We start from the raw sequence: 26,751 nt of genomic DNA, 5'->3' as shown, positions 1-26,751 counted from the left end.
TCGCCGATCCCCATGAGAGCCGGAGAGTGCCAGCTAGGATTCAAGCTCCGTGCCAGTTGCCGAAGCAGCTCATTAACCTGTTGTAAACAAAGAGGTTGAGGGCTGTTCAGCAGCCGGCTGTTCACTGTCGCGGCAGTGCTCTTGATTAAAAAATAGGCATTTTTTAAAAATTGCCTACTCGGCAGGCAGCCGCTTCAGGCGGATCAGCCCTTCCTGGGCAACCGAGGCGATCAGCGTGCCGTCGCGAGCAAACAGCGACCCGCGGGTGAACCCCCGCGATCCTTGCGTCGACGGGCTGTCTTGCGTGTAGAGCATCCAATCGTCGAGCGGATGGCTGCGGTGGAACCACATGGCGTGATCGAGGCTTGCCGCCTGGATGTCGCTATCGAAAATGGCGCGGCCATGCGCAAAGGTCGACGTATCGAGCAGCGTCATGTCGGAAAGATAGGCAAGCACCGCCGCCTGCGTGGCACGATCGGCCGGAACCGGGCCGGTCGTGCGGATCCAGATGTTCTGCTTCGGCTCCAGCTTTTCCCGGCTGGTATAATGTTCCAGCATCACCGGTTTCATCTCGATCGGCCGGTCACGCTCCCAGTAGCGCCTGATGCCTTCGGGCACGGCCTCGCCGAACTTGCCTATCAATTCGCGCTGCGACAGCAGCGTGTCGGGCGCCGGCACGTCCTGCGGCATCGGCACCTGATGTTCGAGACCGACTTCATCCTGCTGGAACGAGGCTTCCAGCGAAAAGATCGCATGGCCGTGCTGGATCGCGACGACACGGCGCGTGGTGAAGGAGCCGCCGTCGCGGATGCGGTCGACCTCATAGATGATCGGCACCTTGGTGTCGCCGGGCCGCATGAAATAGCCATGCAACGAATGCACGTGGCGTTCGGGCTCGACCGTTCGCTGGGCCGCGACCAGCGCCTGGGCGATGGTCTGGCCGCCGAAGATACGCTGCCAGTCGAGCTTTGGGCTGCGACCACGGTACAGGTTGTGTTCCAGCTGCTCGAGGTCGAGAATGCCGAGAAGCTCGTCCATGGCCGCCGTCATGTTTCGCGCCCTCACCGAAGAAATGTTATGGCGGTTTCCGACAGGAAAGACGGGCAGTCAAGGCCGGAAAGGAATTTGCCATGGTGGACCGTAAGGCGGATGCAAAAAACCGAACCTCGCTCGATGTTCTGGTCGCCGGCGCCGGCTATGTCGGGCTTGCCGCCGCGGTATCGCTGAAACAGGCGCGGCCAAGCCTGGCGGTCGCTGTCGTCGACGCCGCGCCCGCCGGCGTCTGGCAAAAGGACGGCCGCGCCTCGGCCATTGCCGCTGCCGCTTGCCGCATGCTCGACCAGCTCGGCGTCTGGATCGAAATCGCGCCCGAGGCGCAGGCGATCACCGAGATGATCGTCACCGATTCGCGCACGTCCGACCCGGTGCGCCCGGTGTTTCTCACCTTCGATGGCGAGGTCGCGCCCGGCGAAGCCTTTGCGCATATGGTCGCCAACAGGGATATGAGCGGTGCCTTGCGCCGGCGCGCTGAAAAACTCGGCATCGACATCATCGAAGGCGTCGCGGTCAGCGCCTTCGACGTGAACGGCGCCGGCATCACCGTGCATCTTACCGACGGCGCGGCCCTGAAGGCACGGCTGCTGGTCGCAGCCGACGGCGTCAACTCGAAGCTGCGCGACATGGCCGGCATCAAGACGGTGAAATGGGAATATGGCCAGTCCGGCATCGTCTGCACCGTGGCGCATGAACGGCCGCACAATGGCCGCGCCGAAGAACATTTCCTCCCTGCCGGTCCGTTCGCCACGCTGCCGCTCAAACCGGACAAGGACGGGACCAATCGCTCCTCGATCGTCTGGACAGAGCGGACGGCCGACGCCGAAAAACTGGTGGGCGGCGACGACCTCGTCTTCGAGCATGAGCTGGAACAGCGCTTTGGTCTGAAGCTCGGCGAGATCCGTGTCGTCGACAGGCCGCGCGCATGGCCGCTCGGCCTGACGCTGGCCCGCGCCTTTGTGGCGCCGCGCATCGCGCTCGCCGGTGACGCCGCCCACGGCATCCACCCGATCGCCGGCCAGGGCCTCAATCTCGGCTTCAGGGATGTGGCGGCATTGGCCGAAGTGGTTGTCGAAGCCGACCGGCTTGGCCAGGATGTCGGCGCGCTCGACGTGCTCGAGCGCTATCAGCAGTGGCGGCGCTTCGACACGCTGCAGATGGGCGTAACCACCGATGTCCTGAACCGGCTGTTTTCCAACGACATCGGCCCGTTGCGCGCCGTCCGCGACGTCGGTCTCGGCCTTGTCGAGCGCATGCCGCGGCTGAAGGATTTCTTCATCCGCCAGGCCTCCGGCCTGTCCCGCGACACGCCGAAACTGCTCAAGGGCGAGGCGATCTAACCCCTTGAGCTGGCGAGCCAATGCTGTAGGGGACGTGAGCGCCGGAAGCGCAGGAAGTCGCCGTTCGCAGGCCGGCATCACCTGAATGTCAGCGCACCCTAGTTGACCTCGAAGCCGAGTTTTTGCCGCAGCCTGAGCATGCGCTGGTCGGATATTTTCAGGGGTTGCTCACCAGCCTGCGCTGCGCGGTTCACCATCTGCAGCAAATCGTTTCTTTCAGCAACATCGAGACGTTCGCGCAGGAACGGCGCCAGCTTGTCGACGACGATCGCGGCATCGTCGATCTGTGACGCCGCCCATTTGGCATAAACCACCGCCTCATCGGTCTTCTTTTCGTCCGCAATCTCTGAAATCACCAACCGAATCGCGGCTTCGCGCTGCGGCAGGACAGGACCGTTCTCGGAAACAATGGCGACGATCAGCGTCGCGGCCGCCACGACCGGATCGTCGATCGCCGTCAGCGGTGAGAGCGCCGCCTGCTTGCGCAGCCTCTTGCGGCGGACATTGCCCTGGACACGGCCAACGACGTCCGCAACCTCACGCGCCGCGTCGTTCATGATCTTCAGCCGGTACCACCAGAACGCCGCCGCTCCCACCAGGCCAATCGCAGCAATCAGTATATGCACGCCCGAAAATCCCCCAACCGCGCAGCGACGATAGGAGAAGAATTGCCTTGCTTCAACACGCAAGAGCTGCGCCCGCCGAAGAAAATTTGATTCCGCCGGACGCAAAACGGAACAATCTCTAGGATCCCGGCACGTCATAGATCGCCCTGACCTCGATCGTACCGATTTCGGCCAGTGGAATGCCGCCGGCGATCTCCAGCGCCTCGTCGAGATCCCCGGCCTCGATCATCACGAAGCCGAGCAATTGCTCCTTGGTCTCGGCGAAAGGGCCATCGGTGATCAGCCGCTTGCCTTGCGCCGGCGCACGGTTTTCGATGTCTTCACAGATTGCAGCGCCTGCGCGATGATCAGCCGGCCGCTTTGCTCCACCGACCTGTCATAGGCCAACGAATCCGCATCGAGCTTGGCCAATCTTTCGGAAGTCATTGCGTAAAGGTCTTTTTCTTCGCCATAGACCAGGCAAACATATTTCATCTTTATCTCCATTCCTGGGTTGAATCGTAGGACGCGGCGACGGTGGTATCAGCCGGTCCTTTGCCCACCGCAAGATCGAGAAGGCACACCGTCACCCCGATGATGGCGACGGCCGCAAGCAGTCGGCCAAACCCAGAGGATGGCCGATGCCACCAGTCGGCTTCTTGTTCGCCGGCCTTCTTGCCGGTGTATCCCCAGTGAGCAGAAAACAGATCGTTCATATGATCCTCCATCCGGCCACAAATCCGTGGCCGCCCGCAGGACGGCCGAGGCAGATGGAAGTCGACATTTTTGCACACGCATTTATTCCGATGCGATGTTGGCAACGCGAAAGCACGGGTGGCCTTCGGACTCGCGCGCGCTATAGTCAACCGGACGCCGATCACGGCTCGACAATCAAGGAGGAATTCATGGACCGCACCGCAAACGCCGTCTGGAAAGGCGATCTGAAGGGGGGCAAGGGCACGCTCGACACCCAGAGCGGGACCCTGAACGGCACGCCCTATTCGTTCAAGGCGCGCTTCGAGGATGAGAGCGGCAAGTCCGGCACCAACCCCGAGGAACTGATCGCGGCGGCGCATGCCGGCTGCTTTGCCATGCAATTCTCTCACTTCCTGGCAGAGAACGGCACGCCCGCCGACGAACTCGACGTCAAGGCGGTGGTGACGCTGGTTCCCGGCACGGGGATCACCGGCAGCGCTCTGACGGTGGTCGGCAAGGTGCCGGGCATCGACGCCGCCAAGTTCAAGGAATTGGCCGAAAAGGCCAAGGCCGGCTGCCCGGTGTCGAAGGCGCTCGGCGCCATAAATGTATCGCTCGACGCCAGGCTCGGCTGAGAGCCGGTCGTCGGAGAGGGGGCGATCCTTCGCGCCCTCTGCCCTGCCGGGCATCTCCCCCATGAGTGGGGATTGGCAACTTGGCCGCCGCGCCCCGTTATCGACCTTGGCCAGCGAGCGCGTCGATGCGGGCACGCAGTGCCGCGACCTCTTCCTCAAGCGCCCGCACACGCTCTTCGAGACCCGACGCCGGCTGGGACGGTTGCCATGGCGCCGGGGACGCGGACAGCTCCACAGGCCCGCACAGCAGATGCGCATAGCGGTCCTCACGCTGGCCGGGACCGCGATCGATCTGCTGAACGAGCGGCGGCTTGCGGCCGATCAACAGGTCGAGATTGCCGCGAAGCTCATCGATGGACGGGAAGCGCGCCATGCGTTCGCTTCGCGCCAGCAATTCATGAGCCGTCTGCGGGCCGCGCAGCAACAGCAGGCCAAGTAGCACGAATTGCGCCGAGGTCAGCGAAAAGCGCTGCGCGACGATATGCTCGTACCGTTCGACGCGCGAGGCAAAGACCTGCCTGACCAGGCCCTTGTGCTCGAGCTGGCCAAGCGCTCGTCTTACCTCGGCAAGCTCGACCGACATCACCGGCTCGCGCGCCGTCTTCTGGTTCGCGGCTTGATGCGCGCCATTGAGCGTCAGAGGATAGACGTCCGGCGTCAACTCCTTCTTCTCGATCAGGCAGCCGAGCACGCGGGCTTCGATGGCGGAGAGGAACGGCAATTCGGTGTCAGTCATTTGATTGGCTATCCTTCTGGGGCCGGAGGGACAGCACCCCCTCTGTCCGGCAGGACAGAGGGGGGTGGGAAGGATCGCAACAGACGAGGCATTCTCGCCGTTCCCGCTATACCCGCCGCTCCACCATCATCTTCTTGATCTCGGCGATCGCCTTGGCCGGGTTGAGCCCCTTGGGGCAGGTTTGGGCGCAGTTCATGATGGTGTGGCAGCGATAGAGCCGGAACGGGTCTTCGAGATTGTCGAGCCGTTCGCCCTTGGTCTCGTCCCTGGAGTCGATCAGCCAGCGATAGGCCTGCAGAAGCGTCGCCGGGCCGAGATAACGGTCGCCGTTCCACCAGTAGCTCGGGCAGGAGGTTGAGCAGCAGGCGCACAAGATGCATTCATAAAGCCCGTCGAGTTTTTCGCGGTCCTCGTGGCTCTGCAGCCATTCCTTGGCCGGCTCTGGCGATACCGTCTTCAGCCACGGCTCGATCGAGGCGTGCTGGGCGTAGAAATTGGTGAGATCGGGAACCAGGTCCTTGACCACCGGCATGTGCGGCAGCGGATAGACCTTGATCGCGCCGGAAATGTCGTCGCAGCCCTTGGTGCAGGCGAGCGTGTTGGACCCGTCGATATTCATGGCGCAGGAGCCGCAAATGCCCTCGCGGCAGGAGCGGCGCAAGGTCAGCGTCGGGTCGATCTTGTTCTTGATCCAGAGCAGCGCGTCGAGCACCATCGGCCCGCAATCGTCCATGTCGACGAAATAGGTGTCCATGCGCGGGTTCTCGTCATCGTCCGGCGACCAGCGGTAGATGCGATATTCCCGCAGATTCGTCGCACCCTCCGGCTTCGGCCAGGTTTTGCCCTGCATGATCTTCGAATTTTTGGGAAGCGTGAGTTCGACCATTACCTCAGGTCCTTTCGGATGACGAGCTTCAGCCCTGACCAGATCCCGTTCACGGCCGCGATCCTCGCGTCGACAAGGTCGAGCTTCAGTGCTTGCGCGCGGATGATAGCCGCCATCGCTAGTACACCCTGGCCTTCGGCGCGATCTTGGCCGGGTTGATGCCGCCGTCTGCTTCCTTGATCAGCGTTTCGGTGTGCACCGGCCGGTAGGTCAGCGTCACCTCGCCGGCCTCGCTGAGCCGGGCCAGCGTATGCTTGCGCCAGTTCGCGTCGTCGCGCGCCGAGAAATCCTCCCGCGCGTGCGCGCCACGGCTCTCCTTGCGCGCCTCGGCGCCATGGACGGTGGTGATGGCGTTGGCCATCAGGTTTTCCAGTTCCAGCGTCTCGACCAGGTCTGAGTTCCAGATCATCGAGCGGTCGAACACTTTAACGTCCTTGAGTTCGCCCCAGATCTGCGAAACGCGCTTGCAGCCGCTTTCCAGCGATTCCTGCGTGCGGAACACCGCCGCATCCTCCTGCATCGCCTTCTGCATCTTCTCACGCAGCACGGCTGTCGGCGTTGAGCCGTTGGCGTGGCGCAGCCGGTCGAAGCGATCCATGATCTTTTCGACCGAGGCTTTGTTGGGCGACGGGATCGCGGCGTTGCGGTCGATCACCTGGCCGGCCCTGATCGCCGCCGCGCGACCGAACACCACCAGATCGATCAGCGAGTTCGAGCCCAGCCGGTTGGCGCCATGGACGGAGGCGCAGCCGGCTTCGCCGACCGCCATAAGTCCGGGCGACACCTGGTCCGGGTTCAAGGCGGTCGGGTTGAGCACCTCGCCCCAGTAATTGGTCGGCACGCCGCCCATATTGTAATGGACCGTCGGCAGCACCGGGATCGGCTCCTTGGTCAGGTCGACGCCGGCAAAGATTTTTGCCGATTCCGAAATGCCCGGCAGCCTCTCATGCAGCACCGCCGGATCAAGGTGGTCGAGGTGGAGAAAAATATGGTCCTTCTTCGGTCCGACGCCACGCCCTTCGCGGATTTCCAGCGTCATGCAGCGCGAGACCACATCGCGCGAGGCAAGGTCCTTGGCCGACGGCGCGTAGCGCTCCATGAAGCGTTCGCCCTCGGAATTGACGAGATAGCCGCCTTCGCCGCGCGCGCCCTCGGTGATCAGGCAGCCGGCGCCGTAGATGCCGGTCGGATGGAACTGCACGAATTCCATGTCCTGCAGCGCCAGCCCGGCACGCGCCGCCATGCCGCCGCCGTCGCCGGTGCAGGTGTGCGCCGAGGTGGCCGAGAAATAGGCGCGACCATAGCCCCCGGTCGCCAGCACCACCATCTTGGCCGAAAAACGGTGGATGGTGCCGTCGTCGAGGTTCCAGGCGACGACGCCGGTGCAGGTGCCGTCCGGCTCCATGATCAGGTCGAGCGCGAAATACTCGATGAAGAACTGCGCATTGTGCTTCAGCGACTGGCCGTAGAGCGTGTGCAGCATGGCGTGGCCGGTGCGGTCGGCGGCGGCGCAGGTGCGCTGCACCGGTGGCCCCTCGCCGAAATTCATCATCATGCCGCCGAACGGACGTTGATAGATTTTCCCGTCCTCGGTGCGGCTGAAGGGAACGCCGTAATGTTCAAGCTCGTAGACCGCCGCCGGCGCCTCTCGCACCATGTATTCTTGCGCGTCGGTGTCACCGAGCCAATCCGAACCCTTGACCGTGTCGAAGAGGTGCCACTGCCAGTTGTCGGGGCCCATGTTGGCGAGCGAAGCGGCGATGCCGCCCTGCGCCGCCACCGTGTGCGACCGCGTCGGGAAAACCTTGGTGATGCAGGCGGTGCGCAGGCCCTGCTCGGCCATGCCGAGCGTGGCGCGCAGGCCGGCGCCGCCGGCGCCGATGGCGACCACGTCGAATTTGTGGTCGACATAGGTGTAGGCGGAAGCCGTGTCGGCGTTTTTCGCGTCCTTGGCCAAAACGTCAGCCTCCAAATGCCAGTTTGAGCAGGGCGAAGATCGAGGCGACGCCGACCACTATGGGAAAGAATGTATTGAGGGCGAGCAATGCCAGCCTCGTGCCCTCACCATGCACATAGTCCTCGATGATCGCCTGCATGCCGAGCCGCATGTGATAAAGCCCGGACAGGAGCACCAGAGCCAGCACCAGGGCCACGAACGGATTGGCAAGTGCGGCGCGCACCTCCGCATAGCCGGCGCCGTTGAGCGCAATCAGAAAGCCGACGAAGAACAGGATCAGCGGGATGTTGGCGATCGCCGTCAGGCGCTGGCGCCAGAAATGCTCCGTGCCCTCGCGGGCGGAGCCGAGGCCGCGGACCTTCGCCAGCGGCGTGCGCATGTCGGTGTTGTTGGCGCTCATCTCAGGCTCCCCGCGCCATGTATCCGGCGATCCAGATCAGCAGCGTCAGCACAACCGAACCGGCCAGCGTCGCCCAGGCGATCCTCGAGGCAGTCTGCTTTTCAAGACCTGTCCCGGTGTCCCAGATCAGATGGCGCACACCGCCCAGCATGTGGTGCATCAGCGCCCAGGTGTAGCCGAACAGCACCAGCCGCCCCAGCCACGAGCCGAAGGCCCAGTTGACGGCATCGAAAACGGATTGCGAGCTCGCCGCCGCCATCAACCACAGGGCGACCAACAGGGTGCCGAAATAGAGCGCCCCGCCGGTGATGCGATGGATGATCGACATCGTCATCGTGATCTGCGGTCGATAAACGGTCAGATGCGGCGAGAGCGGCCGTTCGCGTCTGGCAAATTCGCGGGTTGCTGGTGATTTGCTCATGGCTCCCCCAGTTCGGCGTCTCTGGAGCCCCAGGTGGAAATGCGGCATGACCGCTTCCGGATGCGACTTCGGACAGCCGGTTTTTAATGCTCTTTTTGCACCGCGTCAAAGCCGGAAAATCGTTTTGGAAACGTAATTTAGTCTGAAGAAAGAAGGGAATTTCGGCTTCAATCGATTAGCCAGGCACATCGTCGCTGCAGTGCGGTATACGGGGTCCTGTCCGCTGACCGAATCAGCGGGTGCAGGTCAGCGGCGTGGCGCCACCCTTCATCACCAGCGCGTCGCGGCCGTCGATCACGATTGCGTCATGCGCCTCGCCGAAGCGGCTATTTTGATTTGCGGGCGAAGCCGGCAGATCCTGGCTGACGCCGTCAGGACCAAGCACCCGTACCGACGTACCGAGATTTTCGATGGTCATCGTGCCGCCATCGGCGCAATTGTAGGTCGCGGTGCGCGGCTGCGGTGCCGTCGAATCGGTGGTGGCGGCAGCGGCCGGATTTCCGCCCTTGGTCTGCGACACACAGGCTGCAGTGGTCAGCAATGGCAAAAGGGCAAGCGTCACCCGAAACGTCCGGCGTAACGCCATATTCAGTCTCCCTACGCATCAACCCGGCTGCGGTGCTTGGCCGAGATCACCCGACGTCGCGCTCGCCCCCGGCCGCGATGGTGCGGGCAAGCATGGCCGAAAGATGGCCGTGGCCGTCCGAGCCGCCGGATATTAACCATGTTTGTCGAGATCCAGCAGCCAGCGAGGCTAGCCTCTTAACAAAGGTTAATAAAAGGTTAATTTCTGATTCGAGGAGGTTCGCCTCCGACAATGGAGGACGCCATGCGTTCGAATTCAAGCAGACCGCGCCTCCCGGCGCTCGTCCTGGTGGCAGCGGTCATCGGCTTGGCGGCACCGGTACGCGCCGCGACGCGCGACCGTGTCTACGCCGATTCCTTCGGCAATCTCGTCATAGAAAGCACCGCCGGCTACAAGCGCATCCTCGTCGGCGAGGGCAAATTGGCCAAGGAATTGTCCGCCTACGTCGGCGCCGACCAACCCAAAATCATCTATGAAGACGGGACGGACGATGTCGGCAGCCGCGACTGCTACAGGCCGCCGGTTTTCGTAAAGGGCCGCAGCTATATGTACGGCCTTTCCGACGGCGAGATGCCCGAACTCAGCCCGTGCCGCTGATTCTGCCCGGCATTGCCACTCCCGCCTGCCGCACGGTGATCGACCCCATGGAGATGCGCACGCGATCGCGTCCGCTGCCCTTCGCTTGGTACAGCGCCTCGTCCGCACGCCGCATCAGATCGGCGAAACCTTCGGCCGGGTGAAGCTCGGCAACGCCGAAGCTGGCGGTGCAACGATGCTCCGCCGGCAGACTGTCTATCGGCAAGGCCCCGAAAGCGCTGCGCGCGCCTTCGGCAAAGAGTCGCGCGGCGGCGAGGTTGGTTCCCGGCAGGATGATGGCGAATTCCTCGCCACCGATGCGGCCGGCGACGTGATGGTCGGCGGCCGCATCACGCAGGAAGCCGGCAAAGGCCTCGATGACCCGGTCGCCGGATGCATGTCCGAAACTGTCGTTGATGCTCTTGAAATGATCGAGGTCGGCGATGACCAGGGCGACCGGAATACCCTTGCGCACGGCGTCACGCATCGCGATCTCGGCGTGACGCTCGAAGCCGCCTCGGTTGAGCAGCCTTGAAAGCGTGTCCGTCTCCGACTTCAACGTCACCTCGGCGAGCACGTCACGGACCAGAATGACCAGTATAAGAAGCGCGATTGCCATGCCGAAGACAGTGCCGAGCGATTGCGACACCAAAGCGTAGTTGCTCTGCAGGTAGGCCTGCGGATTGACGCCCCAGCCACCCAACGCATGGGCGATGAACGGCTTGCTCACGAATTGCAGGGCGCTGGCCGCCAGAACGGCCATCAGCAGATGGTCGAGCCGGTCGCGTCTTTGCCTGGACGACCCGACGATGGCGACGCCGACGAACTGCATGGCGGCATAGGGAAGCTGGTAAGCCATCATGCGGGCAAGCGCTTCGCGTGGCAGATCCTGCACGAAATACACGGCCGCGGTGGCCGCAAACAGGAAGACGAGCATCGGCCCCCAGGGTGGCGCCACACCGTATTTACGCGCAAGCCCGCCATTGAAGGCGATTGTGGCGCCGAGGAAAACGGCGAAGCCCGTGACGACCGCGGGTCGCGGATTGTCGAAGACCGGAACGGCGAACTCGATGGCGAAATAGGCCATCCCGAGCAGATAACCGAAGACCAGCCAGCGAGCCGACGCGCGTCCCACATCGTAGAACGAGACAGTCATGAAGGCTGCCGCCAGCAGGCCGGCTACGAGCAGGTTGATTGCCAGGATGAATTCTGCGCCGCCCATGTGGTTTTCGCAATCCCTGCGACAGCAAATCACGGACGGGCGAAAAAGACGTTAACGTGACCCAGGCATGGAAGATCAGCCGGCTTTGAGCGGTTCCAGAACGAACACCGTTTCCGACCGTTCGTAGGACAGGTGAACGCTGTCGCGACCGTTTCTCTTGGCCTTGTAAAGCGCCTCGTCGGCGCGGCGCATCAGCGGCTCCAGCCCCTCCTCGCCGGTGCGGGCCGCCACGCCGAAGCTCGCTGTCACTCTTGCATCGTGTGGAAGCCCGTCGACGCTGCCCGCCGAATAGAGCATGCGGATGGTTTCGGCGAACAGCCTTGCCGCCCCAAGGTCGCTCAGCGGCAAAAGCACGGCGAACTCCTCGCCGCCGATGCGCCCTGCGACGCCGCTGCTGCCGACAGCCGATCGAAGCTTGGCGGCGAAGTCGGCGATCACGCGATCGCCCGCCGCATGCCCGTGCAGATCGTTGAGCGCCTTGAAGTGATCGAGGTCGGCGAGCACCAGCGCGACCGGCAGCTTGGCGGTAGCGCAGTGCTGCAGGAGAAGCGTCGCGCGCTCCTCGAAGCCGCGGCGGTTGAGCAGGCCCGACAGAGGGTCGGTGTATGCCTCGGCCTTCAGCGCTTTCATCACGTCGAGCGCAGCCGCGCAGAACAGGCAAAGCGCGATGAGCAGCGACAGCAGCGCATGCGACAGCAGCGCCGTCGTCCAGTAGGACGAGGCATAGAACCCATCATAGCCTTGGTAAGGTCCGTGCGCGATGACGACGGCGAGCGTACGCACGAAGAAGTTCAGCCCGGAAAGCAGCGACAGCACGAACAGGATCATTTCCGTCGGGCCTCTGTCGCGCACGACGCGCAGTTCGGCGGCGACGACCAGGCTTATGCCGCCGAAAGCAAAGTTCATTACCAGGACGCGCCAGGTGAGATCGGGCTGGACGAACATGAACCAACCGAAAGCGGCCAGACCGCCGGCCGCCAGAACGCCGATCGCGACAAAGGGCACGCGCCGCCCATAGCGCGTCACGATCGCGCTCGCGAGACCACAGGCGGCAATGGTGAAGCATATGTTGGAGATCAGTTTTGTTGGCGCCATGCCGACGGGCAGGGTGAAGTGCTGCAGCAGGAAACCGGCCGCCGATAGCCAGTAGCTGGCGGCCAGCACGGACAGATAGGGGCGATGACGTTGATAGAACCACAGCACGAGAAACACCGCGCCGAGCGCAAGTGCGATCGTCGGATTGAGCAACCCTATCAGCAGACCAGTGTCCAAAGGACTGTGACTTCCCCTCGCTTAGGGAAGACCTTAGAGCGGAAGACCAAACAAGCGGTTAAGCAAGAGCGGAAGATCGCATATGAAACTGCTGTAAGGAACTCGAAACCGCGACCGGCGTTTTCCAGCAGCAATCGATGGGAGACGCTTTCATGGCCGATACGATCATGCTGACCGATCACGAGGCAATTCGCTCATGGGCCGCGGCGCGTGCTGGATTTCCGGCAATCGTCGACGTGTCGCCTGAAACGGGAACGCAAGCCTTGCTGAGGCTGGTCTTCGGCCAGCACGCCTATCAGGACCAGGACCAGGCCGAACGCCCGGCCAACGCCGGCGGCTACGAACTCGTCGAATGGGACGAGTGGTTCAAGCTCTTCGACGAACGTCAGCTGGCGCTGGTGGTCGCTGCGGAGCAGCCCGGCCGGCGTGAGCAATTCCATGAGCTCGTAAGGCGCCCGGCGTGAGAAAAAGCCCGAACCGCATCGCGATTCGGGCTTTGGCATGCATTGAGATATGGACTATGGCAGCCCTGCGTTATTTCCACTCGCGCCTGACCTATTTCCACTCACGAATGTCGACGAAGTGACCGGCGATCGCCGCCGCCGCCGCCATGGCCGGCGACACCAGATGGGTACGGCCCTTGAAGCCCTGACGGCCCTCGAAATTGCGGTTCGAGGTCGAGGCGCAGCGTTCGTGCGGCTTCAGCCGATCGTCATTCATGGCAAGGCACATCGAGCAGCCCGGCTCGCGCCAATCGAAGCCGGCCGCGACAAAGATCTTGTCGAGACCTTCGGCCTCCGCCTGCTCCTTGACCAGGCCGGAGCCCGGTACGATCATCGCGTCGACATGCGGACTGACTCGTCTGCCCTCGACCACCTTGGCGACGGCTCGCAGATCCTCGATGCGGCCGTTGGTGCAGGAGCCGATGAAGACGCGGTCGAGCGTTATATCGGTGATCTTGGTGCCCGGCTTCAATCCCATATAATCCAGCGCGCGCTGCTTGGACGTGCGCTTGTTCTCATCGGCGATATCGTCCGGGTTCGGCACGATGCCCTGGACGGAGACGACGTCCTCGGGCGATGAACCCCAGGAGACGATCGGCGGCAGCTTGGCCGCGTCGAGCACGACCACCTTGTCGAAATGCGCGCCCTCGTCGGACTGCAGCGTCTTCCAATAGGCGAGCGCGGCATTCCACGCCTCGCCCTTCGGGGCGCGCGGCTTGTCCTTGACATAGGCGAAGGTCGTCTCGTCAGGCGCGATCAGGCCGGCCCGGGCGCCGCCCTCGATCGACATGTTGCAGATGGTCATGCGGCCTTCCATGGACAGCGCGCGGATCGCTTCGCCGGCATATTCGATGACGTAGCCGGTGCCGCCGGCGGTGCCGATCTCGCCGATGATCGCCAGAATGATGTCCTTGGCGGTGACGCCTTCCGGCAGCGCGCCGTCGACACGCACCAGCATGTTCTTGGCCTTGCGCTGGATCAGCGTCTGCGTGGCCAGCACATGCTCGACCTCCGAGGTGCCGATGCCGTGCGCCAGTGCGCCGAAAGCGCCATGCGTCGAGGTGTGACTGTCGCCGCAGACGATGGTCATGCCGGGCAACGTAAAACCCTGCTCCGGACCGATGATATGGACGATGCCCTGGCGGATATCGTTCTCGGAATAGTATTCGACGCCGAAATCCTTGGCGTTCTTGGCCAGCGCCTCGACCTGGATGCGGCTTTCCTCGTTCTTGATGCCGAACTTGCGCTCGGGCGAGGTCGACACATTGTGGTCGACTACGGCCAGCGTCTTTTCCGGATGCCGGACTTTCCGGCCGCTCATGCGCAGGCCTTCGAAGGCTTGCGGACTGGTCACCTCATGGACGAGGTGGCGGTCGATGTAGAGCAGGCAGGTGCCGTCGTCCTGGCGGTCGACGACATGGTCGTCGAAGATCTTGTCGTAGAGGGTGCGCGGTGCGCTCATGTGCGTAAATCCGTCGATATGAAAATGGGAAGAGGTAGACGCCAGATCGCCCGGCGAAAACGACCTAACGAAGTCGGTTGGTCAGAGCGCCGGAAATGCGCGCGGAAAATCGCGACGGCAGGCGCTTTTTGTCCTGCAGCACGAAACCCTTGTAGGCCGGATCGCCAAAAAGCTCTTCCATGGCCTGGCTCATATCAATGTTTTGGCTTTTCGGCAATTGGCGGCTGCCTTCGCAGGTCCTGGGTTCAAAGCACCTCGAACACGAAGGTTTTCACCAGCGCCTCGGGCTCGGCGATCGCATAGCAGCGGAACCACGGGCTTTCCTCGACCGGCCGCCATTTTTTGTCCTGCTCCATTCCGGCAAAGACATCCCGAAAGCCACCGCTTTCGAACACCTGGTCGCGAACGGTGAAGATGGCGTGGCCGCCCTTTTTCGTGATGCGCACCAACTCATGCAGGCCGGAGGCCGGCGCATGGCTGATGGTGAACACGCCGGTCGAGAAGAAGGCGCGGAAATGCCCGTCCGGCCAAGGCAGCGTGCTGCCGAGCATGGCCTGTTTCAGCTCGCTATACGCCTGCCGGCTGCCGGCGATCTTCAGCATGTCGTCCGACAGATCGAGGCCGGCAATGTCGGGATAGCCAAGTGCTTGCAGCGAAGGCCCCGACAGGCCAGTGCCGCAGCCGGCGTCGAGCAGCGGCCCTTCGCCCGCCGGCACATGGCGCGCCACCCAGGCGGCGATCAGGAACGGCAGGAGATACCCGAGCGACGCGGTCTCGCTGTCATAGGTCGCAGCCCATGCTGCATAGGCTTGCGCCAGCGCTTCCGGCGTATCGGCGGTATAGACGGACTCCAGCGCCGCATTGGCCTTGTCGCTGATCATCGGTCAGATCCTCCAATCGTAGCTTCTATTCCTCATGCTGGCGGCGCAGCCGCTTCTCCAGCCCCCGCAAGGCCAGCGACAGGCCGACTGTCAGGATAAGATAGATATAGGCGACGATTGAGTAGGTCTCGAAGAAGCGGAACGAGCCGGCGGCATAGATCTTGCCCATCTGGGTGATGTCGGCGACGCCGAGCACCGACACCAGCGAGGAATCCTTGACCATGGCGACGAAATCATTGCCGAGCGGCGGCAGGATGGTGCGGATCGCCTGCGGAAACACGATCAGCCGGAAACGCTGCGTGCGCGTCAGCCCCAGCGCCTTCGCCGCCTCGATCTGACCCTTCTCGACCGCCTGGATGCCGGCGCGAAAAACCTCCGAGATGAAGGCCGAGTAGCCGATGGTCAGCGCCATGATGGCGCGCCACAGCAACGATACGTCGCGCACCAGCAGTTCACCGAACAGGCCGGCATTTTGCAGCGGCGCGGTCAGCGCGTTCCACGCCGCGACGAAGGCCGGGGCGCCGGCAAACGCGATCCAGAACAACAGCACCAGGATCGGCACGCCGCGGATGATCTCGACATAGAAGCGGGCAATCTGACGCAGCCAGCGCGACCCCGACAGCCCCATCAGTGCAATTCCGAGCCCGATCGCCGAGGCCAGCGCGAAGGCGACCATTGTGACGAAGATGGTGATGCCGATACCGTTGGCGACAGTGGCGAAGACCTGGGCATAGAGGTCGCTTGCGACGATGAAGATGGCGGCTGCTAGGGCGAGCGCCGCCGCCACCGCAAGCCACCAGGGGAAGTCGGGTTTGGAGGTGGGAGATGCGGGGGGCATCAGGCGGTGCCAGCGGGAAGAAAGTCGCGAAGGCAGCGTTCCGTCCCACCCCCCTCTGTCCTGCCGGACATCTCCCCCGCAAGGGGGGAGATCAGATGCCGTGACCGCTTTCGCCAATTCCCAACGTTGGTGAATGTCCGCCTTCGCAGGAGCTTCCAATCTCCCCCCTTGCGGGGGAGATGTCCGGCAGGACAGAGGGGGGTGGGAAGAAACTCCGTCCGTGCGATGTTTAGCACACGGTCCTCACGCATCCCTCGCGCCAAAACGACCTACTGCCCCATCTTGTAATCAAGGAACCACTTCTTGTTGAGTGCATCCAGCGTGCCGTCGGCCTTGAGCGCGGCGATCGCCGCGTTGACCGGCTTCACCAGATCCGAGCCCTTGGGGAAGATGAAGCCGAAATCCTCGGTGCCGAGCGGCCCGCCGATCAGCTTCAGCCCGCCATTGGAAGCGTCGACATAGCCTTTGCCGGCGGTGCCGTCGGTCAGCACGACATCGACGTCGCCCGCCTTCAGCGCCTGCACCGTCGCGCCGAACGTCTCGAACAGTTTGATGCGCGGGTTCTGCTCGTTGCCGTCGAGCACGCTGTAGACGGCGGTGTAGAAGGGCGTGGTGCCGGCCTGCGCCCCGACCAACCCGTCCTTGAAGGCGCCGAAGGTCTTGGCGTCGGTAAAGCGGCTTTCGTCGCCGCGCACCAGCATGAACTGTTCCGAACGCATATAGGGGTCGGAGAAATCGACTTTCTGCTTTCGGTCGTCCTTGATGGTGATGCCGGTCATGCCGATGTTGTACTGGTCGTCGGAAACCGCCTGGATCATCGCGTCCCAGGAGGTGTTCTGGTACTCGACCTGGAAATTCAGCCGCTTGGCGATCTCGTTCATCGCGTCATATTCCCAGCCGATCTGCTTGCCGGTCTTGGCGTCGATGAACTGCAGCGGCGGATAGGCGTTTTCCGTCACCACCACCACCTTCTTGCCGCCGAGATCGGGCAGCGTCTGCGCCGGGGCAGCGGCTGGCGCAAGAATAAGCGCGAACAGGCCGGCCAACAGCAGTTTCGATTTGGTCATGACATGCTCCCAGGATTTGAACCGCCTCGATCGGCCGAGGCTATCGGAATTCGGCACCGACTTTAGCCGTCCGCAAGCGCCTTGCAAGCCGATCCCATGCGTCGCATCGCCCGAAAACAAATTCCCATGCCTCAACCGAGCGACTACGGAACGATCCGTGCCTATCGCGGATCAGCCACGGTCCGGCAAATCGAAGCCCGGAAGATTTCCGAGGGAACGAAAAAGGCGGCCGAAGCCGCCTTTCCGAAGCATGGTTTTTGGAAAATCTTATTCGGCGACCGCCGCTTCCGCGGCCTTGGCGGCCTCGTCGGCGGCCTTTTTCTCGGCGGCGTCCTGCGCGGCCTTCTCGGCAGCGAGCGCCTGGGCGGCGGCCACCTTCTCGGCCTCGATGCGGGCCTTCTCGGCGTTCAGCGCATTGCGCTCCTCATCGTTCAGCTTGCGGGCGCGCACACCAGTGTTTTCCGAAATACGGGCCGACTTGCCGCGGCGATCGCGCAGGTAGTAGAGCTTGGCGCGGCGCACCTTGCCGCGGCGCACGATCTCTACGCCCTCGACCATCGGCGAAAAGACCGGGAACACGCGCTCCACGCCTTCGCCGTAAGAAATCTTACGGACCGTGAAATTCTCCTGGAAGCCGGCGCCGGCGCGGGCAATGACGACGCCCTCATAGGCCTGGACACGTGTGCGCGTGCCTTCGGTCACGCGGACCTGGACGCGCACGGTATCGCCGGGCTGGAATTCGGGAAGCTTGCGCTTGGCTTCGATCTTGGCGGCCTGTTCGGCCTCGAGCTGACGGAGGATATCCATCCTAAAATCCACTTCTTGTTCTTCCGACAGTCAGAGCGTCCGACACTCGCCTTGCAGTTCCATTGACCGCTCGGCTATGCCTTTTGTTCGAGAACACCTGGGTTCGAGAACACCGGGCAGGGGCGACTACACCGTCATTGTTGACGGGTCCGGCAGATTGTTCTTGCCAGTACGGCGCGCACATACAGCTATTTCGGCGCTTTGTCACGCCTGCCGTGCTCTTTTTTCATCGCCGCCTCATTGCAATCTTCCAACGCAGGGGTTGCGCCCAAGGCTCAAGCTTTTTAAGGCGGGTGACACAAGCGTTCTCTGTCCGGCGGCAAATATCCACATGTCAGTTCTCGACGCGGCCCTGCTCTTTGTCGCGGGCTTTCTTTCAGGTGCCGTCAACGCGATAGCCGGCGGCGGGACATTCATAACCTTCGGCGCCATGTCGCTGGTCGGCTTGCCGCCGATCGTCGCCAACGCCACATCGTCGGTGACACAGTTTCCCGGCTACATCACCTCGACGCTCGCCTACTGGGCCGACATCAAGCATTTCTGGCGCAGCGCATTGCTGCTCGGCCTCATATCGGCTTTCGGCGCACTGGCTGGTGCGCTCATCCTTTTGGCGCTCGACAATCCGTCGTTCCGGGTCCTGGTGCCATGGCTGCTGCTGGGAGCAACCGCGCTGTTCGCCGCCGGACCGTGGTTGAGGCCGGCGCCCAAGCCGGGGCATCAGGCCGCGGTGGGTTCTCTGGCCGGTTCCCTGGCGCAGTTTGCCACCGCTGTCTATGGCGGCTTCTTCGGCGCCGGCATGGGCGTCATGATGCTGGCGACGCTCGGCCTCACCCAGGCCGGTGACTACCACCGCCTGAACGCGCTGAAGAACATGCTGGCGGTGGTCATCGCGGCGATCGCCATCCTGGTCTTCGTTTCCGGCGGCGTCATCGCCTGGCCGCAGGCGATCATCATGATACCGGGCGGCGCGCTGGGCGGCTATGCCGGCGTCTGGATCGCCAAGCGCGTGCCGCAAATTGCCGTGCGCGGCTTCGTCGTCGGGGTCGGCGTGTTCCTGGCCTTCTACTATTTCACCAGGGGTTGAGCGGCCAACAACTCCGGCCGTCTTTCCCTGGTCAGCCTTTCAGCTTCGCCGCGCCGCCATGCGGCGATCTTCTTGTGATTGCCCGAGGTGAGAACCTCGGGGATTTGCCGGCCCTCGAATTCCTGCGGCCGCGTGTAGTGCGGATGTTCGAGCAGGCCGTTTTCAAAGCTCTCTTCGTCGCCCGACACGGCATTGCCCATCACGCCGGGCAACAGCCGCACCACGGCGTCGAGCAGCACGAGCGCTGCCGGCTCGCCGCCGGAGAGGATGAAGTCGCCGACCGAGACCTCCTCAAGCCCGCGTGCCTCGATGACCCGCTGGTCGATGCCCTCGAAGCGGCCGCAGACGATCACCGCGCCAGGACCAGCGGCCAGTTCGCGCACACGGCGCTGCGTCAGCGGCTTGCCGCGCGGGCTCATAAGCAGGCGCGGGCGCGGATCACCTGCCGGCGAAGCATGGTCGATGGCGCTCGCCAGCACGTCGGCGCGCATCACCATGCCGGCGCCGCCGCCGGCCGGCGTGTCGTCGACGGTGCGATGGCGATCGGTGGCGAAATCGCGGATCTGGATAGCTTCCAGAGACCACGTGCCTGATACCAGCGCCCGGCCGGCCAGCGACAGGCCGAGTGCGCCGGGAAACATCTCCGGATAGAGCGTCAGCACCGAGGCGCAAAAACTCACCGGTTGCCCCCAGCGTCCTTCGGCCCGCGCGGCCTGCCCTTCGGGTCGAAACCGTCGCCGCCAGGAGCCTCGCTGTCCTCGTCGTCGATCAAGCCCGCTGCCGCCGGATCAATGCGGAGGAAGCCTTCGGCAATCGATACGTCAGGCACGGCGGCCTGCGTGAACGGGATCAGCACGCCTTTACGCTCGCCAAGCGTCACGTCGAGAATGTCGCCGCCGCCGAAATTATGGACGGCGACGACCTTGCCGATCTCGGCGCCTGTGTCGTCCCGGACCGCCAGTCCGACGAGGTCGGCATGGTAGAATTCGTCCTCTTCGCCATCGTCGGGCAGCATCGAGCGGTCGACGAACAATTCCGTGCCGGCAAGCGCCTCGGCGGCATTGCGGTCGCTGATGCCCTTGAAGCGCACCACAACGACCGTATTGGCCGGCCTGATGTCGACGATCTGGAAAGCGCGGCCATCCCTGGCATAGAGCGGCCCGTAGTCGGCCAGCGCCAACGGATCGCCGGTGAAGGTTTTCACGCGCAATTCGCCCTTGATGCCGTGGGCGGCGCCGATCACGGCCATCTGGACGGGGTTTTGCGGTTTGGTCATCGGTAGAAAAATCCTTTGGCCTTGCTCTAGCTCCACCCTCTTGTCATTTCAATGACGCGGCTCTTCACCGCTTCCTAACCCGGCTGCCGGAAGATGGCCCAGAGTTGGAAAAACGGAATATCGGAAGAGCCCAATGCAGGAATTCCTCATTCCGGCCAAACTGGACCTTCAGGCTGCCCGCGAAAGCTGGCTGAAGATGCTGGCGCGCGAGCGCCGGCTGTCGCCTGAAACCGTGGAGGCCTATGAGCGCGACACGCGCCAGTTCCTGCACTTCCTGACCGGCCATCGTGGCGGTTCGCCCGGCATTTCGGACATCGCCGACCTGCGCCCGGCCGACCTGCGCGGCTTTCTCGCCGCCCGCCGCGCCGGGGGCGCCGGCGCCCGCACGCTCGGACGCGGGCTGGCCGGCATCCGCTCGCTGCTGCGTTTTCTGGAGCGGCGCGGCCTCGTCAATGCGGCGGGTGCCGCGGCGCTGCGCGCGCCACGCCAGCCGAAGTCGCTGCCCAAGCCGCTGACGGCAAGCGATGCCAAACATGTCGTCTCCATGGAGGGCCAGCTGGCGGAGGAGCCATGGATCGCCGCCCGCAACGCCGCCGTTCTGACGCTGCTCTATGGCTCGGGCCTGCGCATTTCCGAGGCGCTCGGCCTGTCTTGCGGCGATCTGTCTGGCGCCGACCTGTCGTCGCCCGCCGACACGGTGCTGCGCGTCGCCGGCAAGGGCGGCAAGACCCGGCTGGTGCCGGTACTGCCAGTGGCGCTGCGGGCGATTGCCGAGTACCGCCGGCTCTGCCCCTATCATCTCGATCCGAAAGGCCTGCTGTTTCGCGGCGCCCGCGGCGGCCCGCTCAACCCGGCCATCGTCCAGCGCGATATGGCCAAGCTGCGTTCGGCGCTCAACCTGCCCGATACCGCCACGCCGCATGCCTTGCGCCATTCCTTCGCCACGCATCTGCTTGGACGAGGCGGCGACCTGCGCACCATCCAGGAATTGCTGGGCCACGCCAGCCTGTCGACGACGCAGATCTACACCGGCGTCGACACTGCAAGGCTGCTTGAAATTTATCAGTCGGCGCACCCGAGAGCATGACCGGCCGCATGATCCCGGAGGGCAACGGACGTTCGGACTGTATCCTGCGCAGTGAAGCCTCATCTGAGACAATTTTGCCGCGCCGATTAACCATTTTACCGTTCTTTGTATCTAGAAAGCGAGCCATGAAACGCGTCATTGCCATCGCCGACCGCGCGACCCTTGTGTCGCTGAAGCTGCTCGTGGCACTCAACGTCCTGTTTTTCCTCTCTTTCCTCATCATCGCGCTGCTCGCCGCCGGCAAGGCGCGGGCCGAAATCCCGGACTGCGCTGGCGCCGACATGCTGTCAGCCTTGCAGAAGAACGACCTGGCGGCTTATCGCAAGATCGAGACCGAAGCGGCTGCGACACCGAACGGCAAGGGCCTGTTGTGGAGACTGGAAAAGGCCGGCGAAAGACCATCCTTCCTGTTCGGCACCATGCACATGACCGACCCGCGCGTGACCACGCTGCCGCCTGCCGCGCAAAAGGCGTTTGACGCTGCCGACACCCTCGTCATCGAGACCACGGAAGTGCTCGATCAGCAGAAGATGATGGCGGCGCTTTTCAAAGAGCCGGAGCTGATGATGTTCACCGACAGCACGACGCTGTCCTCGTTGCTGTCGTCCGACGACGCGGCGGCGGTGAACAAAGCGCTCGACGCGCGTGGCATCCCGCTGGCGAGCGTTGCCAAGATGAAGCCGTGGATACTGTCGGCCATGGTGGCGCTCCCGGCTTGCGAACTGGCCCGGAGGGCCGGCGGCGCGCCAGTGCTCGATATCAAGCTCGCGGAGGATGCCAAGGCCTCCGGCAAGGTTGTCGAGGGGTTGGAGACCATCGCCGACCAGCTTCGCGCCATGGCCTCGCTGCCACTCGCCTTTCACATGAAAGGCCTCGTCGACACACTGAAGCTCGGCGACAGAATGAACGACGTCAACGAAACCATGATCGTGCTTTATAAGCGCGGCGACACTGGCATGTTCTGGCCGCTGTTCCGTGCCGTCCTTCCCGGCGGCGAGGATGATCTGGCGGACTATGCCGCCTTCGAGGAAACCATGATCACCAGCCGCAACAAGGTGATGATCGATCATGCCGGGCCGATCCTCGCCAAAGGCAACACCTTCATGGCGGTCGGCGCCCTGCACCTTCCGGGCGCGGAAGGCCTGGTCGAGGATTTTCGCAGGGCCGGCTATACCGTCACTGGCGTCGACTGAGTTGCACGGTTGAGTTGCGGCCCATGAAAGACACGATTCTGATCGCCTCTTTCCCGAATCACGACGCGACAGCGGCAGCCTCGTCTCAGTGCAGGAAGGTCGAAAAGGTTCGTTTTGGCCCAATCGCCAACAAGTTTGCGGGGGAAATGCAGGCAGGCAAGCGATTCCCGGTGCAAACTGCCCTGTTTTCGGCGTTTTCGATTCCTAGCGTGAAACCTGTTCAACGATTGCGCGTTGATTTGTGTTGATTGATACTTTTCATCCACGGAGGACACTTTTATGGCGAACCCAAACGACCCGTATACCACTCCGACCCCCCCTCCCAAGTCTAGTGGCGGCGGCAGCGGCTGGCTGATTGCCCTGGTTGTCGTTATCCTGGCTATTGTCGCTTACTATATTTTTGGCAGAAGCGGTGAAACGCCAGCGCCTGCCGAACCGCCGGCCGCCAGCACTCCGGCCCCGGCGCCAGCGCCCGCTGAACCGGCGCCTGCACCGGCGGAGCCTGCGCCAGCCCCGGCACCGGCAGAGCCTGCACCTGCTCCGGCACCTGCCGAGCCCGCGCCGGCGCCTGCAGAGCCTGCGCCTGCTCCAGCGCCCGCAGAACCAGCGCCCGCACCAGCCCCGGCGCAGTGATCGGTTTCTGATTTCAAAGATACGAACGGCCCGCTGAAGAGCGGGCCGTTTGCTTTAAGATTTCCGATATGCCGCTGAATTACATATGGATCGGCTTGAAGAAGGTCGCCAGTGCCGCTTCCTTCACCGCTTCCGACATCGTCGGGTGGGCGTGGCAGGTGCGGGCAAGATCTTCCGACGAGCCGCCGAACTCCATCAGCACCGCCGCCTCGTGGATCATCTCGCCGGCACCGAAGCCGACGATGTGGACGCCGAGCACCCGGTCGCTCTGCTTGTCCGCCAGGATCTTCACAAAGCCGTCGGTATGCAGCATGGCGCGCGCCCGGCCATTGGCGCTGAACGGAAACTTGCCGGCCTTGTAGTTGACGCCGGCCTTCTTCAGCTCTTCCTCGGTCTTGCCGACCGAGGCGATTTCCGGACTGGTGTAGACGACGCTCGGGATCACCTCGTAGTTCACATGCCCGGCCTGGGCGGCAATGATCTCGGCCACCGCCACGCCCTCGTCCTCGGCCTTGTGGGCGAGCATCGGCCCGGCGATCACGTCGCCGATGGCGTAGATGCCGGGCACATTGGTCTTGAGATGGCCACCCGTCTTGACCCGACCGCGCTCGTCGACCTCGACGCCGGCCTCCTTCAGCCCTAGACTGTCCGCATAGGGACGACGGCCGGTCGCGATCAGCACGGCGTCCGCCTCGATCGTCTCGGCCGCGCCGCCCTTGACCGGCTCGAAGGTGACGGTGGCCCCCTTCTTGGCCTTGGCGACGCCGGTCACCTTGGCGCCGAGCCTGAATTCGAACCCCTGCTTGGACAGCATGCGCTGGAACTGTTTGGCGACCTCGCCGTCCATGCCGCCCAGGATGGTATCGAGGAACTCGACGACGGTCACCTTGGCGCCGAGCCGCGCCCACACCGAGCCGAGCTCCAGCCCGATGACGCCGCCGCCGACCACCACCAGATGGCCCGGCACCTTGTCCAGCGACAACGCGCCGGTCGAGGACATGATCACCTTCTCGTCCACGTCGACCATGACGCCCGGAATGCCTGACACATCGGAGCCGGTGGCGATGACGATGTTCTTGGTCTCGATCTCCTCGACCTTGCCGTCCTCGCCGGTCACCGAGACCTTGCCGGCGGACAAGACCTTGCCGGTGCCGCGAAACGCGTCGATCTTGTTCTTCTTGAACAGGAAAGCAACACCGTTGACGTTGGACGCCACGGTCGCATCCTTGTGCGCCATCATCTTCTTCAGATTGAGCTTCGGCGCGCCGATCTCGACGCCGAGCGTGTCGAAGGAATGGCCGGCCTCGGCGAACATTTCGGAGGCATGCAACAGCGCCTTGGACGGGATGCAGCCGATATTGAGGCAGGTGCCGCCGAAGGTCGGGTTCTTCTCGATCACCGCCGTCTTCAGGCCGAGCTGTGCCGCCTTGATGGCGCAGACATAGCCGCCTGGTCCCGATCCGATGATAACCACGTCATAAGCCATGATACTGTCCTTCTGGTCTGGCACTTGGCTGGCATTTAGCGGCCGCCGCCCATTTCCAAATTCGCGCCTGTCGTATAGGACGCCTCGTCCGACAGGAGCCAGAGAATTGCCGCGGCGACCTCTTCGGCGGCCCCCGCCCTTTGCATGGGCACGAAGTGGCGCATCCTCTCGATGCGATCCGGCTGTCCGCCGGAGGCGTGAATTTCGGTGTCGATGATGCCTGGACTGACCGCATTGACGCGAATGCCTTCGCCGGCCACTTCGCGCGCCAGGCCAATAGTGAAGGAATCGATCGCGCCCTTCGAAGCGGCGTAGTCGACATACTCGCCCGGTCCGCCAATTCTTGCAGCAATCGAGGAAATATTCACAATGGCGCCGCCCTTGCCGCCATGGCTGGTCGACATGCGCTTCACCGCTTCGCGGGCACAAAGCATGGAGCCAATGACGTTGATGCGCATCATGCGCTCCAGCCTTGCCCCGCTCATTTCATCGACACGCGCCTTCTGGTCGACCACGCCGGCATTGTTGACGAGCGCATCGAGCGGCCCGAAGGTTCGATCGACTTTCTCGAACATCGACAGAATGTCGGCTTCGTTGCCGACGTCGCCCCTGACGGCGAGCGCGTCGCCGCCATCCTGCTCGATCGCCTCGACAACCGCCGTGGCGGCAACTTCATTCGAGGCATAGTTGAGCGCAACACGGTATCCAGCCTTGGCGGCAAGCCTGGATGTCGCGGCGCCGATGCCGCGGCTGCCGCCGGTCACCAGCAGCACCTTTTTGGGCACACTCATTCCTGACAACCTTTCAACGAAAAAACATCCCAAGGCACTTTCGAAAACCCGTTGGCGCCATAGGCGGCCGACATCTGCAGGGACGGTCCGAGGTCGGGAAAGATCAGTTTCTTCGGCGCATCGACACCTTCGGCCGGCAGCAAGGCGATGTTGCCCTGGTCGTCGGAACTGTAGACGACGCCCTCCCACACGGTGCAGGCGGTGAGCTCGTCGCCGGTGACGTCGCCGGTCGGGCATTTGTACATCAGCGAGCCGTGCGGCCGCGCCACCCCTTCCGTCCACATGACGATGCCGTCGAGCACTACGCTATTGTCGAGCACCATCTTGAATGTGTTGGTGACAACGGCCGATTCCATGGTCGGCCTGAAATCGATCTCAGCCGCGCTTTCGGCATCGCCATAGACCGCGAGCTCGAGCGGACAGGCAGCGAGCGCGGCGGAACTCGTAAACAAAACGGCCAGCGACCCAGCTACATATCCGATGGTGGGCGACGTGGCGCTTTGCATGACAGCGGGTCTACCTGGTCTCGCGCCCATCGGCGTTTTCCAGCACGCCGAAGTCGGTCATGAGCAGCGGCGGTTCGCCAGCCGCATCCAGCCCCCAGAAAGACGAATAGGATCCATCGCCCCAGCCGCTTCCGAACATGGCAATGTTGAGGGGGTTGCCGGCAACCGCGTTATGGAGCACGAACCTGTCTTGGTTCGGTGCAAATTCGGCAGCCAGGACCTCACCATAATAGTCGCCATATTTCAGCTTGTCCTGCTCATCGGACATCAGCACGATAGCCGTCTTGTCCATGAACGAGGCTAGGCCGGCGTCGACGGGATACCCGTATACCTCGTCACCTTTCAATGCCGCGACATCCTCGCCAGGCACAGTGGCCAGTTCCCAGCGAACCGGCGCGCCGGGGCTGAAACGCAGGACCGCGGTCGCTACACGGCCTCGTGCTTCCAACAGCGAAACCGGATAACGCCCCGGCTCGACCTTGCGGCTCAAGGTTGGGTCGCTCACAAGAGGATCACAGGCGATGATCGCGCCCGTCGGCAAATCAAGATCACCGATCGGGGGGACCGTGATCCGTCGCTCCGCCATCTCGGCGTCGCTGAGAACGAAGACGCCGAGATTACTGCTTACCTTGGAGACGTCCCAGTCGGCTGCCAGCGCCATGGATGGCAAAGTGGAAAAAACGCCAAGCCAGACGACTCCACGTCGAAACAATCGGCGTACGGAATCCGGCCAGCCAGCCATGGTGCGACCG

The 26,751-nt window shown here is 63.4% G+C and carries 30 protein-coding genes and 1 pseudogene; 8 read left to right on the top strand and 23 right to left on the bottom strand.

Annotation, left to right across the window (positions count from 1 at the left end; all coding sequences use genetic code 11):
* Window positions 1-174 precede the first annotated feature (174 nt).
* Complete coding sequence (gene tesB, locus AC0NID_RS06935; protein WP_473452108.1) at window positions 175-1,050, bottom strand: acyl-CoA thioesterase II; 876 nt, start codon at window positions 1,048-1,050, stop codon at window positions 175-177.
* Between the two features lie 80 nt (window positions 1,051-1,130).
* On the opposite strand from tesB, the gene AC0NID_RS06930 reads away from it, so the two are divergent.
* The gene (locus AC0NID_RS06930) at window positions 1,131-2,393 is read left to right on the top strand and encodes a ubiquinone biosynthesis hydroxylase (RefSeq protein ID WP_473452106.1); all 1,263 of its coding nucleotides are present in this window, start codon (window positions 1,131-1,133) and stop codon (window positions 2,391-2,393) included.
* A 98-nt stretch (window positions 2,394-2,491) separates the two neighbouring features.
* Here the strand turns inward: AC0NID_RS06930 and AC0NID_RS06925 are convergent, their stop codons facing one another.
* From AC0NID_RS06925 to AC0NID_RS06915, 3 genes and pseudogenes are all read right to left on the bottom strand, one after another.
* A complete protein-coding gene (locus AC0NID_RS06925) occupies window positions 2,492-3,019 on the bottom strand; it encodes a hypothetical protein (protein ID WP_473452105.1) in 528 nt (175 codons plus the stop codon).
* 118 nt (window positions 3,020-3,137) lie between these two features.
* Window positions 3,138-3,493 (bottom strand): annotated as a pseudogene (locus tag AC0NID_RS06920) (YciI family protein).
* 2 nt (window positions 3,494-3,495) lie between these two features.
* The gene (locus AC0NID_RS06915) at window positions 3,496-3,714 is read right to left on the bottom strand and encodes a hypothetical protein (RefSeq protein ID WP_473452103.1); all 219 of its coding nucleotides are present in this window, start codon (window positions 3,712-3,714) and stop codon (window positions 3,496-3,498) included.
* Between the two features lie 189 nt (window positions 3,715-3,903).
* Between AC0NID_RS06915 and AC0NID_RS06910 the strand changes: the two genes are divergently transcribed.
* Window positions 3,904-4,329: an OsmC family protein gene (locus tag AC0NID_RS06910; protein WP_473452102.1), complete on the top strand. Its 426-nt coding sequence runs from the start codon at window positions 3,904-3,906 to the stop codon at window positions 4,327-4,329.
* Between the two features lie 97 nt (window positions 4,330-4,426).
* Here the strand turns inward: AC0NID_RS06910 and AC0NID_RS06905 are convergent, their stop codons facing one another.
* The 6 genes from AC0NID_RS06905 to AC0NID_RS06880 all read right to left on the bottom strand — a co-directional run bounded on the left by AC0NID_RS06905 (window position 4,427) and on the right by AC0NID_RS06880 (window position 9,315).
* Window positions 4,427-5,065: a YceH family protein gene (locus AC0NID_RS06905; RefSeq protein ID WP_473452100.1), complete on the bottom strand. Its 639-nt coding sequence runs from the start codon at window positions 5,063-5,065 to the stop codon at window positions 4,427-4,429.
* A gap of 106 nt (window positions 5,066-5,171) precedes the next feature.
* On the bottom strand, window positions 5,172-5,951 hold the full coding sequence (locus tag AC0NID_RS06900) for a succinate dehydrogenase iron-sulfur subunit (RefSeq protein ID WP_473452098.1): 780 nt from the start codon (window positions 5,949-5,951) through the stop codon (window positions 5,172-5,174).
* 118 nt (window positions 5,952-6,069) lie between these two features.
* Complete coding sequence (gene sdhA / locus AC0NID_RS06895; protein WP_473452096.1) at window positions 6,070-7,908, bottom strand: succinate dehydrogenase flavoprotein subunit; 1,839 nt, start codon at window positions 7,906-7,908, stop codon at window positions 6,070-6,072.
* Between the two features lie 4 nt (window positions 7,909-7,912).
* On the bottom strand, window positions 7,913-8,308 hold the full coding sequence (gene sdhD / locus AC0NID_RS06890) for a succinate dehydrogenase, hydrophobic membrane anchor protein (RefSeq protein ID WP_473452094.1): 396 nt from the start codon (window positions 8,306-8,308) through the stop codon (window positions 7,913-7,915).
* Window position 8,309: 1 nt separating this feature from the next.
* Window positions 8,310-8,729 (bottom strand): succinate dehydrogenase, cytochrome b556 subunit, encoded by a 420-nt coding sequence (gene sdhC, locus AC0NID_RS06885; protein ID WP_473452093.1) that lies wholly within the window; start codon window positions 8,727-8,729, stop codon window positions 8,310-8,312.
* 232 nt (window positions 8,730-8,961) lie between these two features.
* On the bottom strand, window positions 8,962-9,315 hold the full coding sequence (locus AC0NID_RS06880) for a hypothetical protein (RefSeq protein ID WP_473452091.1): 354 nt from the start codon (window positions 9,313-9,315) through the stop codon (window positions 8,962-8,964).
* Window positions 9,316-9,558: 243 nt separating this feature from the next.
* On the opposite strand from AC0NID_RS06880, the gene AC0NID_RS06875 reads away from it, so the two are divergent.
* Entirely contained in the window at window positions 9,559-9,912 is a 354-nt protein-coding gene (locus AC0NID_RS06875; RefSeq protein ID WP_473452089.1) for a hypothetical protein, read from the top strand.
* Here the strand turns inward: AC0NID_RS06875 and AC0NID_RS06870 are convergent.
* Entirely contained in the window at window positions 9,896-11,113 is a 1,218-nt protein-coding gene (locus tag AC0NID_RS06870; RefSeq protein WP_473452087.1) for a GGDEF domain-containing protein, read from the bottom strand. The genes AC0NID_RS06875 and AC0NID_RS06870 overlap by 17 nt on opposite strands.
* A 75-nt stretch (window positions 11,114-11,188) precedes the next feature.
* Window positions 11,189-12,385, bottom strand: coding sequence for a GGDEF domain-containing protein (locus tag AC0NID_RS06865; protein ID WP_473452085.1), 1,197 nt, complete (start codon window positions 12,383-12,385; stop codon window positions 11,189-11,191).
* Between the two features lie 152 nt (window positions 12,386-12,537).
* On the opposite strand from AC0NID_RS06865, the gene AC0NID_RS06860 reads away from it, so the two are divergent.
* On the top strand, window positions 12,538-12,849 hold the full coding sequence (locus AC0NID_RS06860) for a hypothetical protein (protein WP_292165063.1): 312 nt from the start codon (window positions 12,538-12,540) through the stop codon (window positions 12,847-12,849).
* Window positions 12,850-12,940: 91 nt separating this feature from the next.
* Here the strand turns inward: AC0NID_RS06860 and leuC are convergent, their stop codons facing one another.
* From leuC to rplS, 5 genes are all read right to left on the bottom strand, one after another.
* Complete coding sequence (gene leuC, locus AC0NID_RS06855) at window positions 12,941-14,350, bottom strand: 3-isopropylmalate dehydratase large subunit (RefSeq protein ID WP_473452083.1); 1,410 nt, start codon at window positions 14,348-14,350, stop codon at window positions 12,941-12,943.
* A gap of 245 nt (window positions 14,351-14,595) precedes the next feature.
* Window positions 14,596-15,231, bottom strand: a complete 636-nt coding sequence (locus AC0NID_RS06850; RefSeq protein WP_473452081.1) for a class I SAM-dependent DNA methyltransferase — start codon at window positions 15,229-15,231, stop codon at window positions 14,596-14,598.
* A gap of 25 nt (window positions 15,232-15,256) precedes the next feature.
* Window positions 15,257-16,069, bottom strand: a complete 813-nt coding sequence (locus AC0NID_RS06845; protein WP_473452079.1) for an amino acid ABC transporter permease — start codon at window positions 16,067-16,069, stop codon at window positions 15,257-15,259.
* Window positions 16,070-16,338: 269 nt separating this feature from the next.
* Entirely contained in the window at window positions 16,339-17,136 is a 798-nt protein-coding gene (locus AC0NID_RS06840; RefSeq protein ID WP_473452077.1) for a transporter substrate-binding domain-containing protein, read from the bottom strand.
* Window positions 17,137-17,403: 267 nt separating this feature from the next.
* Complete coding sequence (gene rplS, locus AC0NID_RS06835) at window positions 17,404-17,943, bottom strand: 50S ribosomal protein L19 (RefSeq protein ID WP_473452075.1); 540 nt, start codon at window positions 17,941-17,943, stop codon at window positions 17,404-17,406.
* Window positions 17,944-18,274: 331 nt separating this feature from the next.
* Here rplS and AC0NID_RS06830 point away from each other — a divergent pair, with 331 nt between their 5' ends.
* Window positions 18,275-19,027, top strand: coding sequence for a sulfite exporter TauE/SafE family protein (locus AC0NID_RS06830; protein ID WP_473452073.1), 753 nt, complete (start codon window positions 18,275-18,277; stop codon window positions 19,025-19,027).
* Here AC0NID_RS06830 and trmD read toward each other — a convergent pair.
* Window positions 19,009-19,707 carry a tRNA (guanosine(37)-N1)-methyltransferase TrmD gene (gene trmD, locus AC0NID_RS06825; protein ID WP_473452071.1) on the bottom strand — a complete coding sequence of 233 codons (699 nt, stop codon included), beginning with the start codon at window positions 19,705-19,707 and terminating at the stop codon, window positions 19,009-19,011. The genes AC0NID_RS06830 and trmD overlap by 19 nt on opposite strands.
* Complete coding sequence (gene rimM, locus AC0NID_RS06820; RefSeq protein ID WP_473452069.1) at window positions 19,704-20,303, bottom strand: ribosome maturation factor RimM; 600 nt, start codon at window positions 20,301-20,303, stop codon at window positions 19,704-19,706. Before rimM ends, trmD begins: the two co-directional genes overlap by 4 nt.
* Window positions 20,304-20,436: 133 nt before the next feature.
* On the opposite strand from rimM, the gene AC0NID_RS06815 reads away from it, so the two are divergent.
* The 3 genes from AC0NID_RS06815 to AC0NID_RS06805 all read left to right on the top strand — a co-directional run bounded on the left by AC0NID_RS06815 (window position 20,437) and on the right by AC0NID_RS06805 (window position 22,831).
* Window positions 20,437-21,390, top strand: coding sequence for a tyrosine recombinase XerC (locus AC0NID_RS06815; RefSeq protein WP_473452067.1), 954 nt, complete (start codon window positions 20,437-20,439; stop codon window positions 21,388-21,390).
* A gap of 125 nt (window positions 21,391-21,515) precedes the next feature.
* Window positions 21,516-22,583, top strand: coding sequence for a TraB/GumN family protein (locus AC0NID_RS06810; protein WP_473452066.1), 1,068 nt, complete (start codon window positions 21,516-21,518; stop codon window positions 22,581-22,583).
* Window positions 22,584-22,606: 23 nt separating this feature from the next.
* A complete protein-coding gene (locus tag AC0NID_RS06805) occupies window positions 22,607-22,831 on the top strand; it encodes a hypothetical protein (protein WP_473452064.1) in 225 nt (74 codons plus the stop codon).
* Window positions 22,832-23,295: 464 nt separating this feature from the next.
* On the opposite strand, the gene lpdA is transcribed toward AC0NID_RS06805, so the two are convergent.
* From lpdA to AC0NID_RS06785, 4 genes are read right to left on the bottom strand one after another with little or no spacing between them, the layout of a single operon-like run.
* Window positions 23,296-24,702, bottom strand: coding sequence for a dihydrolipoyl dehydrogenase (gene lpdA / locus AC0NID_RS06800; RefSeq protein ID WP_473452062.1), 1,407 nt, complete (start codon window positions 24,700-24,702; stop codon window positions 23,296-23,298).
* Between the two features lie 35 nt (window positions 24,703-24,737).
* A complete protein-coding gene (locus AC0NID_RS06795; RefSeq protein ID WP_473452061.1) occupies window positions 24,738-25,493 on the bottom strand; it encodes an SDR family oxidoreductase in 756 nt (251 codons plus the stop codon).
* Complete coding sequence (locus AC0NID_RS06790; RefSeq protein WP_473452641.1) at window positions 25,490-25,999, bottom strand: hypothetical protein; 510 nt, start codon at window positions 25,997-25,999, stop codon at window positions 25,490-25,492. Before AC0NID_RS06790 ends, AC0NID_RS06795 begins: the two co-directional genes overlap by 4 nt.
* Before the next feature lie 10 nt (window positions 26,000-26,009).
* Window positions 26,010-26,741, bottom strand: coding sequence for a DUF4241 domain-containing protein (locus AC0NID_RS06785; protein WP_473452059.1), 732 nt, complete (start codon window positions 26,739-26,741; stop codon window positions 26,010-26,012).
* Window positions 26,742-26,751 lie beyond the last annotated feature (10 nt).

It is taken from the genome of Mesorhizobium sp. WSM4821 (assembly GCF_055901555.1).
The sequence above is the reverse complement of the archived record's forward strand: the minus strand, read 5'-3'. Positions and strand labels throughout refer to the sequence as shown.

Excerpts from the sequence above, each read along its gene's own strand:
- AC0NID_RS06915 (WP_473452103.1), bottom strand. The coding sequence starts at position 3,714 with ATGAACGATCTGTTTTCTGCTCACTGGGGATACACCGGCAAGAAGGCC.
- AC0NID_RS06790 (WP_473452641.1), bottom strand. The coding sequence starts at position 25,999 with ATGCAAAGCGCCACGTCGCCCACCATCGGATATGTAGCTGGGTCGCTG.
- tesB (WP_473452108.1), bottom strand. The coding sequence starts at position 1,050 with ATGACGGCGGCCATGGACGAGCTTCTCGGCATTCTCGACCTCGAGCAG.
- lpdA (WP_473452062.1), bottom strand. The coding sequence starts at position 24,702 with ATGGCTTATGACGTGGTTATCATCGGATCGGGACCAGGCGGCTATGTC.
- AC0NID_RS06785 (WP_473452059.1), bottom strand. The coding sequence starts at position 26,741 with ATGGCTGGCTGGCCGGATTCCGTACGCCGATTGTTTCGACGTGGAGTC.
- AC0NID_RS06810 (WP_473452066.1), top strand. The coding sequence starts at position 21,516 with ATGAAACGCGTCATTGCCATCGCCGACCGCGCGACCCTTGTGTCGCTG.
- AC0NID_RS06910 (WP_473452102.1), top strand. The coding sequence starts at position 3,904 with ATGGACCGCACCGCAAACGCCGTCTGGAAAGGCGATCTGAAGGGGGGC.
- AC0NID_RS06880 (WP_473452091.1), bottom strand. The coding sequence starts at position 9,315 with ATGGCGTTACGCCGGACGTTTCGGGTGACGCTTGCCCTTTTGCCATTG.
- sdhD (WP_473452094.1), bottom strand. The coding sequence starts at position 8,308 with ATGAGCGCCAACAACACCGACATGCGCACGCCGCTGGCGAAGGTCCGC.
- rimM (WP_473452069.1), bottom strand. The coding sequence starts at position 20,303 with ATGACCAAACCGCAAAACCCCGTCCAGATGGCCGTGATCGGCGCCGCC.
- sdhC (WP_473452093.1), bottom strand. The coding sequence starts at position 8,729 with ATGAGCAAATCACCAGCAACCCGCGAATTTGCCAGACGCGAACGGCCG.
- AC0NID_RS06930 (WP_473452106.1), top strand. The coding sequence starts at position 1,131 with ATGGTGGACCGTAAGGCGGATGCAAAAAACCGAACCTCGCTCGATGTT.
- leuC (WP_473452083.1), bottom strand. The coding sequence starts at position 14,350 with ATGAGCGCACCGCGCACCCTCTACGACAAGATCTTCGACGACCATGTC.
- AC0NID_RS06815 (WP_473452067.1), top strand. The coding sequence starts at position 20,437 with ATGCAGGAATTCCTCATTCCGGCCAAACTGGACCTTCAGGCTGCCCGC.
- AC0NID_RS06875 (WP_473452089.1), top strand. The coding sequence starts at position 9,559 with ATGCGTTCGAATTCAAGCAGACCGCGCCTCCCGGCGCTCGTCCTGGTG.
- AC0NID_RS06840 (WP_473452077.1), bottom strand. The coding sequence starts at position 17,136 with ATGACCAAATCGAAACTGCTGTTGGCCGGCCTGTTCGCGCTTATTCTT.
- rplS (WP_473452075.1), bottom strand. The coding sequence starts at position 17,943 with ATGGATATCCTCCGTCAGCTCGAGGCCGAACAGGCCGCCAAGATCGAA.
- AC0NID_RS06845 (WP_473452079.1), bottom strand. The coding sequence starts at position 16,069 with ATGCCCCCCGCATCTCCCACCTCCAAACCCGACTTCCCCTGGTGGCTT.
- AC0NID_RS06795 (WP_473452061.1), bottom strand. The coding sequence starts at position 25,493 with ATGAGTGTGCCCAAAAAGGTGCTGCTGGTGACCGGCGGCAGCCGCGGC.
- AC0NID_RS06900 (WP_473452098.1), bottom strand. The coding sequence starts at position 5,951 with ATGGTCGAACTCACGCTTCCCAAAAATTCGAAGATCATGCAGGGCAAA.
- AC0NID_RS06870 (WP_473452087.1), bottom strand. The coding sequence starts at position 11,113 with ATGGGCGGCGCAGAATTCATCCTGGCAATCAACCTGCTCGTAGCCGGC.
- AC0NID_RS06905 (WP_473452100.1), bottom strand. The coding sequence starts at position 5,065 with ATGACTGACACCGAATTGCCGTTCCTCTCCGCCATCGAAGCCCGCGTG.
- AC0NID_RS06850 (WP_473452081.1), bottom strand. The coding sequence starts at position 15,231 with ATGATCAGCGACAAGGCCAATGCGGCGCTGGAGTCCGTCTATACCGCC.
- AC0NID_RS06860 (WP_292165063.1), top strand. The coding sequence starts at position 12,538 with ATGGCCGATACGATCATGCTGACCGATCACGAGGCAATTCGCTCATGG.
- AC0NID_RS06805 (WP_473452064.1), top strand. The coding sequence starts at position 22,607 with ATGAAAGACACGATTCTGATCGCCTCTTTCCCGAATCACGACGCGACA.
- AC0NID_RS06830 (WP_473452073.1), top strand. The coding sequence starts at position 18,275 with ATGTCAGTTCTCGACGCGGCCCTGCTCTTTGTCGCGGGCTTTCTTTCA.